General features: G+C 46.9%; 14 protein-coding genes. 1 reads left to right on the top strand and 13 read right to left on the bottom strand.

The features are described 5' to 3' along the window. Positions 1–187 precede the first annotated feature (187 nt). From F3I09_RS30880 to F3I09_RS30820, 13 genes are all read right to left on the bottom strand, one after another. On the bottom strand, positions 188–1,054 hold the full coding sequence (locus F3I09_RS30880; protein ID WP_149698914.1) for a DUF6089 family protein: 867 nt from the start codon (positions 1,052–1,054) through the stop codon (positions 188–190). Positions 1,055–1,182: 128 nt separating this feature from the next. After that, on the bottom strand, positions 1,183–2,070 hold the full coding sequence (locus F3I09_RS30875; protein WP_149698913.1) for an NAD kinase: 888 nt from the start codon (positions 2,068–2,070) through the stop codon (positions 1,183–1,185). A gap of 35 nt (positions 2,071–2,105) precedes the next feature. Continuing rightward, positions 2,106–3,461, bottom strand: a complete 1,356-nt coding sequence (locus F3I09_RS30870) for a BamA/TamA family outer membrane protein (RefSeq protein ID WP_188134025.1) — start codon at positions 3,459–3,461, stop codon at positions 2,106–2,108. Between the two features lie 562 nt (positions 3,462–4,023). Further along, positions 4,024–4,686 (bottom strand): CBS domain-containing protein, encoded by a 663-nt coding sequence (locus F3I09_RS30865; protein ID WP_149698911.1) that lies wholly within the window; start codon positions 4,684–4,686, stop codon positions 4,024–4,026. Positions 4,687–4,930: 244 nt separating this feature from the next. Then, a complete protein-coding gene (locus F3I09_RS30860) occupies positions 4,931–5,698 on the bottom strand; it encodes an alpha/beta fold hydrolase (protein ID WP_149698910.1) in 768 nt (255 codons plus the stop codon). A gap of 71 nt (positions 5,699–5,769) precedes the next feature. Next, positions 5,770–6,312 carry a CvpA family protein gene (locus F3I09_RS30855; protein ID WP_149698909.1) on the bottom strand — a complete coding sequence of 181 codons (543 nt, stop codon included), beginning with the start codon at positions 6,310–6,312 and terminating at the stop codon, positions 5,770–5,772. A 73-nt stretch (positions 6,313–6,385) separates the two neighbouring features. Then, on the bottom strand, positions 6,386–6,838 hold the full coding sequence (locus F3I09_RS30850; RefSeq protein ID WP_149698908.1) for a GatB/YqeY domain-containing protein: 453 nt from the start codon (positions 6,836–6,838) through the stop codon (positions 6,386–6,388). 24 nt (positions 6,839–6,862) lie between these two features. After that, complete coding sequence (gene gldC, locus F3I09_RS30845; protein ID WP_149698907.1) at positions 6,863–7,210, bottom strand: gliding motility protein GldC; 348 nt, start codon at positions 7,208–7,210, stop codon at positions 6,863–6,865. 50 nt (positions 7,211–7,260) lie between these two features. After that, positions 7,261–8,355 carry a glycosyltransferase gene (locus F3I09_RS30840; protein ID WP_149698906.1) on the bottom strand — a complete coding sequence of 365 codons (1,095 nt, stop codon included), beginning with the start codon at positions 8,353–8,355 and terminating at the stop codon, positions 7,261–7,263. Positions 8,356–8,634: 279 nt separating this feature from the next. Next, positions 8,635–9,054, bottom strand: coding sequence for a hypothetical protein (locus F3I09_RS30835; protein WP_149698905.1), 420 nt, complete (start codon positions 9,052–9,054; stop codon positions 8,635–8,637). Positions 9,055–9,111: 57 nt separating this feature from the next. Next, a complete protein-coding gene (locus F3I09_RS30830; RefSeq protein ID WP_149698904.1) occupies positions 9,112–10,257 on the bottom strand; it encodes an ABC transporter permease in 1,146 nt (381 codons plus the stop codon). Positions 10,258–10,262: 5 nt separating this feature from the next. Further along, positions 10,263–11,405: a glycosyltransferase gene (locus F3I09_RS30825; protein ID WP_188134024.1), complete on the bottom strand. Its 1,143-nt coding sequence runs from the start codon at positions 11,403–11,405 to the stop codon at positions 10,263–10,265. A 62-nt stretch (positions 11,406–11,467) separates the two neighbouring features. Then, positions 11,468–12,271, bottom strand: a complete 804-nt coding sequence (locus tag F3I09_RS30820; protein ID WP_149698902.1) for an alpha/beta fold hydrolase — start codon at positions 12,269–12,271, stop codon at positions 11,468–11,470. Positions 12,272–12,342: 71 nt separating this feature from the next. On the opposite strand from F3I09_RS30820, the gene F3I09_RS30815 reads away from it, so the two are divergent. Beyond that, positions 12,343–14,136 carry an acyl-CoA dehydrogenase family protein gene (locus F3I09_RS30815; RefSeq protein ID WP_149698901.1) on the top strand — a complete coding sequence of 598 codons (1,794 nt, stop codon included), beginning with the start codon at positions 12,343–12,345 and terminating at the stop codon, positions 14,134–14,136. The last annotated feature ends 82 nt before the right edge of the window (positions 14,137–14,218 follow it).

The following is a 14,218-nucleotide window of genomic DNA, read 5'->3' as shown; positions in this document are numbered from 1 at the left end:
AGTTTGCAAAGATACAAAAATAGAATTATGCCTTTCCCGGCAAAGGGGGATGGGGGGTTTTAACGTAGTTTTAACAGCGAAATCCTTTACTGATCGCAGTTTGACGCTAAAAACCTGTTATAGAAAATTCACAAAATAGGCAAATTGCCGTTATTGAACTGCAAACAGGCTGTCCATGACTGCGAAACTAGAATTTACATCTGTAAGAGGTGAATAAAATAGCGATGGTTAATTCTGCGGTAACAAACTGGTCCTTATCACGGCTGTTTCCCCGTTGCCTGCCGGCTACCCCGATACGATCGCCGGTAGCATAAGAACGGTCCTGCAACAGGTAGGCCACAGTACTATGTCCCTGAGCATCAGGCGGAAAGACGGCCGAACCTGCATAAGTGGTGCTCACATCATCCAGGTAGTCTGTTTGTGTAAAGCGGTACAGTACCTCCAGACCCAGGTTCACCTTGCGGGACAGATTGTACTTAAAACCACCTCCCAGCGTAAATGCAAAAGAGGTCAGGCTGTAAGGTTTCCTGTCCGGGTACATAGCGCTACCCTGCCCTTCTGTACGAAGCGGTTGCAAACGGTATTTCTGGCCGTTCAGATAAGCGTAAGGGTTAAAGTAGAAGAGAGACCCTCCGCCGGTGAAGTAAGGCGTAAAACGGTAATATTGAGATCCCGGCTCAAACCGGAAAAAGTTGAAATCACCCTGTACTCCCAGCTCAAACAGGTTAGTATTGAAACTCAGGTTCCTCCTGCGCTGAAAGTCATTGTTATTGTAAATATCAGAATATCCCAGCTGCATGAAACGACCGTGGACCCTTATACCCACATAGTCATTCATGTACTTCCGGTAATAGACGCCAATGGATGGCTTTGGAGCATTAAGGGCGCCTCTGGTATTGAGATCACCAAAATAATGAGCCGCGCCTACTGAAAAACCCAGTTCCCCGGTATATGTCAGCTCATTCTGTGCAAAAGCGGGCGTCAGGAACAGGGATATCACTGCTACGAGGCCGGACTTTAAGAAACACTTGAAAAAAAGGTAAGGTTTGCCCATAGATCGGTACTGCTTAACGCGACGATAATTCCTTAAACGCGATTATCCCTGCTTTTGGTATTAAATAAATCAAACAAATGTAATGAAAAAACTTAATGTGCTAATTAACAATAAACTGAGCAGATTGTTTATTTTAATCTGTTCCTTGTGTCAATACCCCATAGTAACTTGTTTCGCAAGGTATGCAGAAAATTGCTATCATCAAGACGTAAAAGACTGATAGTGAACTCTTCTTTCTTAATGGCCAGTTGTACGGTATTGTCAATCGTTTCCATCCTGGAGTCCAGGGTACACAGGAACTGGTCGCTACGCCCCTCCACTTCGAACGAAATCACATGATTATCAGGCACTATGATAGGCCTTACATTGAGGTTGTGTGGCGCCACAGGGGTGATCACCAAACTGCCTGCGTCCGGGAATACCACTGGCCCGCCGCAACTGAGCGAATACCCGGTGGAGCCGGTAGGAGTAGCTACTATCAGGCCATCTGCCCAGTAAGTGTTCAGGAATTCCCCATTCAGGTAAGTATGGATCTTCACCATGTTGGAGGTATCCTTTTTGTGTATGGTAAAGTCATTGAGCGCATAAGGTACTTCCCCGAAAAGCCCCACATTGGAGTCCAGGTGCAGCAAGGCACGTTTATCCACCACATAGGTACGTTCCTTTAATGCCTGCACCACTGCGTTGATCGCATCTTTGCCGATGCTGGCCAGGAATCCCAGTCTTCCGAAATTGATACCAAGCACCGGTACATTCGTATCCCGCACATAACATACGGTATCCAGCAGGGTACCATCACCTCCCAGACTTACCAGGATATCTGCCTGCCCGTGCAGATCTTCTGCACAACAAAATGTAGCAGGTGGCTTGCTGTACCGGATGTGTGGTTGCAGCGCTTCGCAGAAAGGTTGATAAATGACAGGCTCCATTTCCTCCCGCGCTAACTCATCCAGCAATAGCTGAATGATGGGCAGGTCTTCAGGTACAAATCCTCGGCTGTAAATAGCAATTTGCATAATCGTTCTTAATAGCGCTGCAGGTAAAGCAGCTATTACATGTCCAGTTTAGTGTGCAAAAATAGCCCTTTTTGCCCTAACTGGTTTATACTGTACTCTACACGCAGACAGGAATCATAAAAAGAAACAATATCCATCCCAACTCCCCCGGTATACAACAACCGATTGTTAAGCATACCATGCCCATACTGCCTGCTGTAGGAATAACCGGCATCCCCATACACTTTCAGCATGACACGGAAAGGTACAGAACTGAATTTGGCAGGGACCAGTGGCAGATGTACATTAAAATTCATGACCTCTCTTTTCACCGTAGACCTGACAATCAAAAAACTGGTGCCATCTACTACAAAATATTCCAGTCCCCGGAGATAATCTTCCTGGTATCCCATTGCTTTCTGGTCCAGGTAAGGCTGATCTGCAGGCAGTTTTGCCTGTGTACGCAGTCCCAGCGAGCCATATGTTTTGTAGAAAAGATGCCAGTAACGCGCTATCCTCAACCGCAGTCTCACATGGTCAATATCATTCAGCGGGCCTATGCCCATTTTCTCTGCTTCCGCCTGCAGCAGCACTCCTTTCAGGGGATATGTCCAGCTATCAGCTTTTGTATAGCTCAATCTGTACATCAGATTAAGATACCTTACTTCCGTACGTCCATGGCCCAGATAAGCAGGATTCAGAATGGCAACGGAATCGCCTACCTTTTCAGCATTGAAGGTCAGGAACACCTGATGCCGGGTATTGATCGCTTTCCGGTAACTGTAGCTTAATCCGGCGGTATAGACCTGCCTCAGAAATTTATCCTGCCGGAAGAAGTGTTGTTTATTCGCTGCTGTGCTATCATTGATTTCACGATTACGACTATAGGAGAAGACCAGTCCTACGCCGTGTCTGAAAGCCTTGTCAATATAGGGCAGGTCATAATTCAGGGCCACCCTTTGTGTGTATCCCAGCTGGAATTCTGCCCGGACTTCGTCATTACGGCCAGTGAGATTATCCTGGAACAAACGGACGCCCAGATTCACCCTGTTCAGGCTACGCCGCTGCTCCACCCACCACTGGTTGAAATTCCTGTCTGCCAGTCTGAAAATGGGAATAGGGAACGTATACCACCGTTCTGTCACTGTGATCACTATATCTGCATAATCGGCCTGCCAGTTCATCACATTTACACTGACACTCAGGAAGAGTGAGGTATTTATCAGTTGTTTCCGTCTGGCCTCCAGTTCCGTCGATAAACTCCGGAGGCGGATCGTATCTCCCGGTGCAAGCCCGAGTTCACGCAGGATGACATTTGTGCGGGTTCTGTTGTTTCCCTGCACCGCCACCTGGCGGATCACCAGATAAGCGCTGTCCAGCGATTTGGTAACCATTACAGGCTCCTGTCCCATACAGGAGAGCGTTGTGGTGAGAATGATAACGGTGAATATTAAACAATATCGGATAAACTTCATTGAGAACAGCAGAAACAGTTGTCGGTTACAGGGAGTCAATGTAATGGTAATATGTGATAGAACAAAATTAAGGTCAACCCCGGGATCCGGTGTTTACAACAAATCCCATTAACAAAACACAATACGACTCCGGCAGGAGTCCCGTGTTTGTAGCCCGGGGCTTTAGCCCCGGGGAACCCGTGTTTGTTGCGCGGGGTGCAACCCACGGCAACCCGTGTTTGTAGCGCGCGATGCAACCCACGGAAACCCGCGTTTGTGGCGCGGGTTGCCCCCACGGGGAACCCGTGTTTGTAGCGCGGGTTGCCCCCACGGAAACCCGCGTTTGTTTCCCGCGATGCAACCCCGGGATATTAAATCATCCCCCGGGGATTTATGCACGTTTTATGCCCGGGGTGTTTGCATATATATTAACCCCAGGCGTTCATGCGCGTTTTTCCCCAAAAAACAAAAAAGCGAAACACGCATGTGTTTCGCTTCTCTCATCTAACCTGACTAACTATTACATACTGATGTAATTCATCAACAGGTCATAATTCTTTTTCAGCAGTTCTTCTTCCTGCTCTTCAGTAATGGTATATTTAATAATATAATTAAAGCGTTCAAAAGTAGCCACCAATCCCTGCAATTCCTGCCTGTTGGTCTTCAGGAGCACTTCGAATCTACCGGACGCTGGGTTAGTAAGCGTATTCACGCTTAGCAGCGTTACATCGTTCGATTCTGCGATACGGGCAATCTCACTGAGGCTATAATCACGCGGATCGAGGTCCAGCACGAGTATACCTCCATGTTCCTTTACACCGTTGTATTGTGCCAGGGCAGCCAGCAGACTGTCTTTGGTAAGAACGCCGATATATTCTTTTTCATGGCTGATAACAGGCAGTACGGTAAGTTTCATTTCATGGAAGAGACGTATTGCTTCAAAGAAATGCGCATTCTCTGCAATAGCCGGTTTAGGGCCATTATATTCCATATTCTCCAGCGCTATTTCCGGATCTTCCAGGTCCAGTATATCATCTTCCTCCACTAGTGCCAGGTACTTGTTTTCCAATACCAGCGGCAATTGCGTAAGATGATATTCATTCATCAGGCGCAGCGCCCTAGATCCTGGATCCAGAGGATGCAGAATAGGAACAACCGTTGATATTAGATCTCTTGCCAGCATTGTGTATTGCGCTATTATGATACAATAATAAGAAAAGAATCGCGAACAGTGCCTTTACGCGAAAGATTTATGATAAGCGGGTACACTGTTTATATATACGAAACGCCGGTATATTATGGTTTGTTACATGAGAGACCGGGAATCTTTTTATCAAACAAAGAGGCTGCCTCCGTTACGGAAACAGCCTCTCTAAAATCTTTATTCGCCAAGGTTTATAACGTCTGTTGTATAGTTATCCGGCCTTTTATTGCTGTTTCAACTTGTCAAGAAAAGGATGCAGGATTTTGTTAAATTCTTCCGGCCGCTCCATCATCGGTGCATGGCCGCACTTATCAATGAAATGCAGTTCCGAATTAGGTATGAGCTTCTTGAACTCCTCGCCTACCATTGGTGGCGTAACAGTATCATTTAGTCCCCAAACAAGCAGCGTAGGTATTTTAATATCACGCAGTTCTTCGCCCAGGTTGTGGCGAATAGCGGATTTTGCCAGGGTGATGATCTTAATCACCTTGAGGCGGTTGGTGGTAATATCGAACACTTCGTCTACCAGTTCTTTGGTAGCCATTGCCGGATCGTAGAAGGTAAGTTCTGTTTTCTTACGGATGTAGTCGTAATCTCCCCGCTTAGGGTAAGTCTCTCCCATTCCATTCTCAAAAAGGCCTGAACTACCTGTGAGTATCAATGATTTAACAGGCGCTTCAGGATGTTTCAGCAGGTATACAAGGCCCACGTGCCCTCCCAGGGAATTACCCAGGATGTGCACGTTGGTATATCCCATCGTTTCGATAAACTTATGTACGTATTTTGCCAGTCCAGAGACAGATGTATCCAGTATATTCAGATCAAACAGAGGTAAAAGCGGAACCACCACTTTGTTATATTGACGGAAATGTTCAATCAAACCACCGAAGTTGCTCATCGCACCGAATAACCCATGCAACAGTACTAATGGCTCCCCCTCTCCTTCCTCAATAAATTTAAACTTTCCCTGTGTTTTAATTTCGTAAACCATTGCCAAAGCTTGAAAGTCAATTTTGCGCTAAAATAATTCTTTTTATTAATTCAAATAATCTTTGAAGCGAGCTAAGTAGATTGTATTTGTTTCGCTGCGTTGTCAAAAAATGACTGTAGATTTTCAAACATATCCTTAAAAACAGGAACTATTTTACCCCATAAATTCATAACTACCGGTCCCAGATGTTCTATGTAGGGATAGACTACCGACTGCATCTTGAGTTCCGGACTTAACCAGTACAGTTGATTGGCGATCCATAAAAGGACGCTGTAAACAGTGATAAAGATAGCACTATATAATATAATTCCACCTAATTTGTTTAACCAGCCCAGCATTGCAGCCTCCACCATCTTCTGGATAAGGGTAGCCCCGAACCTGACGGCAAATACCACTCCTACAAAAAGCGCAATAAAGCTTAATACTGGTAACCAACGGGTATGAATCCCCCAGTGCTCCTGTGCATACAGGGCAGTCACTGTGGATAGTTTCAACGCGGCTGCGAGTCCAAGGGTGACTGCAATAAAGGAGAAAACGGCTACGATAAACCCCCGGCTGTATCCTTTATATATGGCTAATACGATCAGGATGGCGAAAACTATATCTATGCCCATGATTTCAATAGGATAAAAGGGAGATACCGGATAACCGGCAGATGCAACATCTGTTCAGTTATCCGGTAGCAGATTATTTAGCCAACAGCTCTTTTACCAGTCCGGAAATAGCCTTACCATCGGCCTTGCCAGCCAATTGTTTGGTAGCTACACCCATTACCTTACCCATATCGGCAGGAGAACTGGCGCCTGTTGCAGCAATGATTTCAGTAATAGCAGCTCTCAGTTCCGCCTCATCCATCTGTTTTGGCAGATATTTTTCAATTACTACCAGTTCCTCTTCTTCTTTTACGGCGAGGTCTTCACGATTCTGTTTACGGAATATCTCCAGGGAGTCTTTCCTTTGTTTAGCCAGCTTCTGCAGGAGTTTTGTTTCATCATCCTCAGTCAGCTCTGCTCCACCACCTTCTGCTGTTTTGGCCAGCAATACAGCAGCTTTGATAGCGCGCAGGGCACGCAGTTCAGCTTCTTTTTTTGCCAGCATCGCTGCTTTGATAGCGGCGTTAACATTTAATTCTAATGACATATGTGGTTGTTTTAAGGTTATGGCTTATTGTTCCTGCTTCTGCTTTTCTTCGAATTTCTTGTAGAAATCTTTAGCAAAAGCGCGGAGATCATCCGCCTGGTCCTTGTATGGCGTAGCACGCTGATAAGTATCAGCCATGGTCATTAATGTCTGGAAAAAGAAATCAGCCATTTCATCCACCATCATTTGTTTCGTCCATAAATCTATACGCAGGGCGGTTTTGTCTCCACCATCCCAAAAGGCGATCAGCATGGCTTTTGCCTGCTGGAAACGATCTGATTCAGAGCTATCGGTAGCCCTCCACTCTATCTTCTCAGGTATCCTGTCGCTATCCAGTCCCACCTGAATTTGTATAGTAGATGTCTTTTCCATGATATTGTTTGTTCCCAATTTTTAAGAACCGCAAATTTAGTATTAATTGGCTAATCTATAATCAGTGCATCAAACGCCCCAGTCCGGCCCGCTTTCTTTATCTTACCCAGCAAGCGGCTTCTCAGGTCCTCGTCTTTGTACAGCAGGCACATTTTATCTGCCAGATCTTCCAGGTTTTCCGGATCGGCATACAATACCGCATCTTCTCCTGCTTCCTTCGCAGCGGCGCTTTCCAGGGCAATGACCGGTACATCGCACTGCATAGCGGCATACACCGGCGTGGCAACTCCTGCAAAACGGGTTGTATACACCAATGCATAAGCCCCGGCAACTATCCCCGCCAGAGTTGCCTGATCGGCATCCGGTATCAACACAACATCATTCCGGTATTTATAGGACGGTAAAGACCCGGTAATTTCCGCTCCCTCTGCTGTTTCCGAGCCCACCAGCAACAATTTCATATTGGAATGCAACCTGCGCTTCAATGCAGAAAATGCCTTGAGCAGTGGCATCAGGTTATTCGTTCGGTGGATACTGCCTACTGCTACAAAATACTCCACGCTACCGGCAAAAGTGCTCTTCACTTCTTCCCGGTCCTCCCATTGCAAAGGCTGATAACTACTGTCAATAGCAGGCAGCAATACACGCAGTTTGCCAGCTGCATCAGGAACATACTGCAATACATCCCCCTCCAATGTATGCGACAGCACAATCACCTTTTTTGCCTGTCCGATATACCTGACCAGGTTCTTTTTCAACAACCGTTGCCTGGATGCAGAAATACCGGCTACTCCATGCAGAAAGCCCAAATCACCGATCACCAGGTGAGCAGGCACCTTACTGCGTAAAGGTATTTGTCCATCCATCCCCAGGAAAAGGTCCAGCTGTTGCTTTTTGATGGCGCTGACCAGCTTCCATTCCAGCCACAGATACTGTTGCCAGTTACGATGCCCGTTACGCGGCACCACTACTGTCGTTACATTCTCCGGCCATTGCAAAGCTGCCGGCGGCGCCTGATCAAAAAAGAAAATGAATTGGTGCTCCGGGTGTGACCGGCTTAATCCTGCCAGTAGATCGCTGATGATATTACCTGTATCCGCAGGCGTATCCTGCAATACACAGGAGGCATTCACTCCTATACGCATAGTTTAGCTGCTTATTCTGCAGATGCAAAGCTATGGAGAAATAAGAATTACGGGGGATGATTTAGCAGAATACACGGTTAAAATACTATTAAAAAAGCCTGTCTCCCATGTTATTGTTTCTTCAATGCTTCTTCGTCGCTTCTTCTCTGCTTGTTCTATGCCTGGTCTCTCTCAGTTCTCCCTTACCCCCATAAAAAAAGCCAAACCCTTACTGATAAAGGATCTGGCTTTAAAATATGATTGAAGGCAATATCACAAAGTGATACTATTTTACCTTTATTATTCTGATTTATTTGTGATCCAGAAAGTCTTCGTGATCGTGTTATTCTCGTTACCGGCGGAAGTAATGGTGATCGTCACCTTTACAGTACGGGGTGCTTCCAGTCCCACCAGGGTGACATTAATAACACTGTCTTTGGAAGGCGCCACCGGGTTCTGGGGGAATACGATACCACCCGGATCAGTGATAGCGTCCACTTTTATGTTTACACCTTCAGCTGGCATAACAGAATTGATCTTCACCTGGAATGTATAGCTGCTGCCGGGGGAGGCGGTATATTGTCCTTCCGTTACATTTTCTAAGGTCACCTTCAGGCCTTCCTCTTCGGGTTTAGGCTCAATAGCGCCTTTCTTTTTGCAGGCGGAAAATGTGAGTGCGAGAAGGGCTAAGGTTGTAAAAAGATATGATTTCAAAGGCATAGTAAAGAATTATGGATAAGAGTAAAATTAGTCGTTTTTTTAATGCGATCCAAGTGTTTACTGCCGCACATCCATGGCATCCCGCAGCCCGTTTCCTAACAGATTAAAGGCCAATACCATCACCATAATAGCCAATCCCGGGATTAACGCTAACATCGGATTGTGAGTAATGATAAAATTATAGTTCTCCTTGATCATCAGGCCCCAGGAAGGCTGTGGAGGTTGCACGCCTACCCCCAGGAAACTCAGACCGGCCTCCACCACAATAGCGGTGGCAAAATTACCAGCAGCTACCACCATCACCGGTCCCAGGATATTGGGCAGTATATGCCTGAATATCGTACGCGTATGACCAAAGCCCAGGGCCCTGGTAGCTTCTATAAAAGGCAGTTCCCGCAATGCCAGTACCTGTCCCCGGATAATCCTGGCCACATTCACCCACATGGTCAGTCCCACAGCGATGAATACCTGCCAGAAACCCTTACCCAGCGCCAGCGTAATGGCAAAAACCAGTAGTAAGGTAGGCACAGACCAGATCACATTCACCAGCCACATGATCATATCATCTGTCACTCCCCGGAAATAACCGGCCACTGCTCCCAGCAGAATACCAATGGTCAGGGAAATGATCACCGCAATGCAACCCACACTCAGGCTTACCCTCGTTCCTACCAGCAGACGACTCAGAATATCCCTTCCGAATTTATCTGTTCCCAGCCAGTAGCTGCGTTCTTTGAGCCTGTTAGTGGTAATCTCCTGCTGCCATTGCTTTAACCTGCCACCAGGAGCTATTTCCTGTGCAAACAATACTTTACTCAGGCTATACCGCTCTGTCACTGTTTCTTCTTCATCCAGGTATCTTGCGATGATAATGTCGGTGCCGGCAAAGCGCCAGTTACGGACAGGGATATAGGTAACCGTATCGGGTTGTCCACTTATCAACCGGGAGAAAAAGCCTACCCGGCCCACCTGCCGCTCCTGCTGCATGGCCAGTACATGAATGCGGAATCCCGGCTTTTGTCCTCCGGTCTCCAGCATCATCCTGTTGGCATAGGGTGTACCGTCGGGCGCCAGCAGGTAAGCCAGTATACTGACAATCACCGCCACAATAATCAACAACATGCCCGCTACAGCGCCTGTATTACGCCGCAACCTTTTCCAGGCATTGCTGCCAAATGAGGACCTGCTGTTGTTGTCAGACATTATGTTTATTTGACTTTTCGTCCTTTCCACTGGTAAGAACCAAACTTACCCAACCAACCTGCCACTACAATGTAAGGAATATGGAAGAACTGTCCGGGAATAAACCTTGATAATAAAGCGGTTTTATCAAAGAAACGCGCGACGGGTACCATAAAATAAAACTCCACCAGGATCTTATAGATCAGCAACCCAACGAACCATATCCGCCATGCCGGTAGGAACAGGGCCGCTATCCCGGCCAGCAGCATGCCTGCATTCCAGAAATATACCAGCGCCAGCACCGAGGTCAGTCGTTTATCATCGTATTTATCTGCTTTGGAAGACCAGCGGATACGCTGATGCATAAATGCTTTAAACGTATCTACCGGCAATGTGCGTACAATCGCCTCTTCGCTTTTCATGTACAAAACACCAGCGGGATAGGCGCGGTAGATCTTGAACATCAGCAACATATCATCGCCGGAGGCAATATTGTCTATTCCTTTAAAACCACCTACTTCATAAAACACTTTACGTTCATAAGCCAGGTTGGCGCCATTGCACATAGTACCCGACTTCAATGCTGCCAGTGCGCCCGTAATACCCTGCATCGTCATAAAATCCAGTGACTGCAAGACTTTGAAGAAGTTGTGCTCCTGGTAAAAACTAACCGGCGCGGCAATGAATTTCGGTTGATAGGTTTCATAGAATTGCACCATCCGCGTGATCCATTCAGGGCCCATTACACAATCAGCGTCAGTGGTCATGATAATATGGCCGGTAGCCCGTTCTACGGCTATTTCTATCGCTTTCTTTTTGTAGGAGTTCAACCGCTGTTCTGCGCTCAGATGTTGACTCAGCTGTAACAGCTGCACATTGGATGCAGGAAAGTTCCTTACTACATCTGCAGTAGCATCCGTAGAAAAATCATCGATCACAATCACCTCGAATAAATGTGCGGGATAGGTCTGCGCCTTTAATGCCTGCAAAAGCGGAGGCAGATTCGCTTCTTCATCTCTGGCGGGAATGATCACCGTCACCTTCGTATGGCCACTTATTGGTTTTACAGGTTTGAAAGCGGGCAAACTTTTCCATCCCTGTCCATAACGAAACATTAAATAACCGTAAACAAGACCTAAGCTGAACAGGATCGATAGAATAATATACATAGCCAAGACGATAGTCTGCAGAATCATGTATCTGCAGATGATTGTATGTTGTTGTTAATTTCTTAAAAACTATGGTTTATAATAGCTTCTGCTGCATCGTCACCAATCAGGTGATGTCCCTTTTCCAGTACCAGCATTTCACAAGGGAAGCTACCATCCATAAAACGTACGCCCAGCACTGGAGGTATGACGCGGTCATACTTCCCGAACAGCAGGAGTGTCTGTATCTTATACTTCTTCAACAGCTGCTTGCAGAGCTTTCTGTCCGGCATCATTTTACCCATACAGGTCCACACGAAATACACCCGTTCCCGCTTCTCTAAAGTGTTCATACTGTTGAAAGTGAATTTGTGCAGTCCCCTGCTGATAAAACGCAGTCCGCGCCAGGTGTGCAGCAATCCGAAAAACAACTGCGGATGGTAGGTGCAGTATTTGAACAGTTTATTGCCGGTACGTGTCTGTGTGGCAAACATATGCCAGCCATTATCTTTCAGCCCATCCGGCGCCAGCAGGTATAGACGGTCAACCTTCTCTGCCAGCAGCTGTACAATGCATAAAGACACCCGGCCTCCCATACTGTACCCCATCAGGGAAAAAGTGGAAAAACCGTAATGCTCCAGAATGAGTAATATTACTGCTTTCAGGTCTTCCATTTCGAATGCCCGTTCTTCATTCCACTCCGTTAGTCCGTGCAGGGGCATATCCAGCGCTACAATAGTGAAATGTTGTCCCAGCATGTAATGCAGGCGACTAAAGCTGCCGGCATTTTCGCCAAAACCATGCAAACAGATGAGCAATTCCTCCCCTGTTCCATCGCTGACGGCATGGAAAAGGCTTTTCCGATATGGGAAAAAAAAGGAGGACATGACACAAATGTATCAACTTTTGCCGTTTGGCCTAAACTAAGTAAATTACAATAGGACCAAAAAAATTCAGGATGGACGCTACAGTTGATAACAAACACGCACTGAAAGGCGTGGAATTCCTCGTTAAAGAAACCCCTGCCAACGAAGTCTTTACACCCGAAGATTTCAACGAAGAGCAACGTATGATCAGAGAAATGGCGGAGCAGTTTGTAACCAAAGAAGTTACCCCGGTACTTGACCGTATTGACAAACTGGAAGAAGGCCTGATGCCCTCCCTGCTGAACAAGGCAGGTGAACTGGGGCTGCTGGGCGCTGCTTTTCCGGAAGAATACGGCGGACTCGGAAAAGATTTTGTTACCGCTACACTGATCAATGAAGCACTCGGCGCCGGCCACTCTTTCTCCGTTGCCATGGCCGCGCATACCGGTATCGGTTCCTTACCTATCCTGTACTTCGGTACAGAGGCACAGAAACAAAAATACATCCCTTCCCTTGCCAGTGGAGCAATGAAAGGCGCCTATGCGCTGACGGAGCCAAACTCCGGTTCAGATGCGCTGAGCGCTAAAACCACTGCGAAACTGTCGGACGACGGCAAGTTCTACCTGCTGAACGGGCAGAAATGCTGGATCACCAATTCCGGTTTTGCGGATGTATTTACTGTATTCGCCAAAATTGACGGTGAACATTTCACCGCGTTCATCGTAGATAAAGACACTCCGGGCTTCACACTGGGAGCGGAAGAGCATAAAATGGGGATCAAAGGATCCTCCACCAGGCAGATCTATTTCCAGGATGCCAAAGTACCTGTGGAAAATGTGCTGGGAGAGATCGGCAAAGGTCATCTCATTGCCTTCAACATCCTCAACATTGGCCGTCTGAAACTGTGTGCAGCCGCTATTGGTGCAGCGAAGGCCGTCACCACCATCACGGTACAGTATGCCAATACCCGCGAACAGTTCAAACAACCTATCGCCAATTTCGGCGCTATCAAACATAAACTGGGTGAAATGGTGATCCGGAACTGGGTATGTGAATCAGCCCTGTACCGCACCGCCCAGCTCATTGACGAAAAAGAAAAAGAACTGGTTGCAGCCGGCAAACCATTTGCAGAAGCCCTGCTGGGCGCTGCAGAGGAATATGCCGTGGAATGCGCCATCCTGAAAGTGAACGGTTCTGAAGCACTGGATTTCTCCGTGGATGAAGGCGTACAGATACATGGTGGGAATGGCTTCAGTGATGAATACGTTATCTCCAAATCTTACCGCGACAGCCGCATCAACCGCATATTTGAAGGTACCAATGAGATCAACCGTCTGCTGGCCCTGGATATGACACTGAAACGTGCATTGAAAGGCCGCCTGGACCTCATGACGCCTGCCATGAATGTGATGAAAGAGCTGATGAGTATTCCTGATTTCGGCAATGACGACGAAACACCTTTCAGCGCTGAGAAAAAAGCTGTCGGCAACTTCAAGAAAGCTATTCTGCTGGTGGCAGGTGGCGCTGTTCAGAAACTGATGCAGGAACTGCAGAACGAGCAGGAAATCCTCATGAACATTGCTGATATGGCCATCGAAACATTCACCGCCGAAAGTGCACTCCTGCGTCTGCTGAAAAGAATAGAACTGGAAGGTGAAAGTGCCAATGCTATTCAGGCAGATATTGTTCGTACTTATATCAACGATACTGCTGACCGTATCAACAAGTACGCTAAAGATGCTATCAATTCATTCGCCAGCGGTGATGATCAACGTATGATGCTACTCGGTATCAAACGCTTCACCAAAACCGCACCTTTTAACACCAGGGATGCACGCAGACGCATCGCTGATAAACTGATCGCAGAAAATAAATACGCCTGGTAAGCTTCGCCATCGCAATTTTTCAATATTTTCGAGTGCCATCCGTAAGAGCGGGTGGCATTTTTTTTGTTTACTTTGTCGTGGG

The organism is Chitinophaga sp. CF418, assembly GCF_900142925.1.
Taxonomy (GTDB): Bacteria; Bacteroidota; Bacteroidia; order Chitinophagales; family Chitinophagaceae; genus Chitinophaga.
The sequence above is the reverse complement of the archived record's forward strand: the minus strand, read 5'-3'. Positions and strand labels throughout refer to the sequence as shown.

Bases quoted from the DNA above. Each gene is read 5' to 3' on its own strand.
- F3I09_RS30855 (WP_149698909.1), bottom strand. From the start codon at position 6,312: ATGGGCATAGATATAGTTTTCGCCATCCTGATCGTATTAGCCATATAT.
- F3I09_RS30815 (WP_149698901.1), top strand. From the start codon at position 12,343: ATGGACGCTACAGTTGATAACAAACACGCACTGAAAGGCGTGGAATTC.
- F3I09_RS30875 (WP_149698913.1), bottom strand. From the start codon at position 2,070: ATGCAAATTGCTATTTACAGCCGAGGATTTGTACCTGAAGACCTGCCC.
- F3I09_RS30870 (WP_188134025.1), bottom strand. From the start codon at position 3,461: ATGGGACAGGAGCCTGTAATGGTTACCAAATCGCTGGACAGCGCTTAT.
- F3I09_RS30850 (WP_149698908.1), bottom strand. From the start codon at position 6,838: ATGTCATTAGAATTAAATGTTAACGCCGCTATCAAAGCAGCGATGCTG.
- F3I09_RS30860 (WP_149698910.1), bottom strand. From the start codon at position 5,698: ATGGTTTACGAAATTAAAACACAGGGAAAGTTTAAATTTATTGAGGAA.
- F3I09_RS30880 (WP_149698914.1), bottom strand. From the start codon at position 1,054: ATGGGCAAACCTTACCTTTTTTTCAAGTGTTTCTTAAAGTCCGGCCTC.
- F3I09_RS30865 (WP_149698911.1), bottom strand. From the start codon at position 4,686: ATGCTGGCAAGAGATCTAATATCAACGGTTGTTCCTATTCTGCATCCT.
- F3I09_RS30825 (WP_188134024.1), bottom strand. From the start codon at position 11,405: ATGTATATTATTCTATCGATCCTGTTCAGCTTAGGTCTTGTTTACGGT.
- F3I09_RS30835 (WP_149698905.1), bottom strand. From the start codon at position 9,054: ATGCCTTTGAAATCATATCTTTTTACAACCTTAGCCCTTCTCGCACTC.
- F3I09_RS30820 (WP_149698902.1), bottom strand. From the start codon at position 12,271: ATGTCCTCCTTTTTTTTCCCATATCGGAAAAGCCTTTTCCATGCCGTC.
- F3I09_RS30830 (WP_149698904.1), bottom strand. From the start codon at position 10,257: ATGTCTGACAACAACAGCAGGTCCTCATTTGGCAGCAATGCCTGGAAA.
- F3I09_RS30840 (WP_149698906.1), bottom strand. From the start codon at position 8,355: ATGCGTATAGGAGTGAATGCCTCCTGTGTATTGCAGGATACGCCTGCG.
- gldC (WP_149698907.1), bottom strand. From the start codon at position 7,210: ATGGAAAAGACATCTACTATACAAATTCAGGTGGGACTGGATAGCGAC.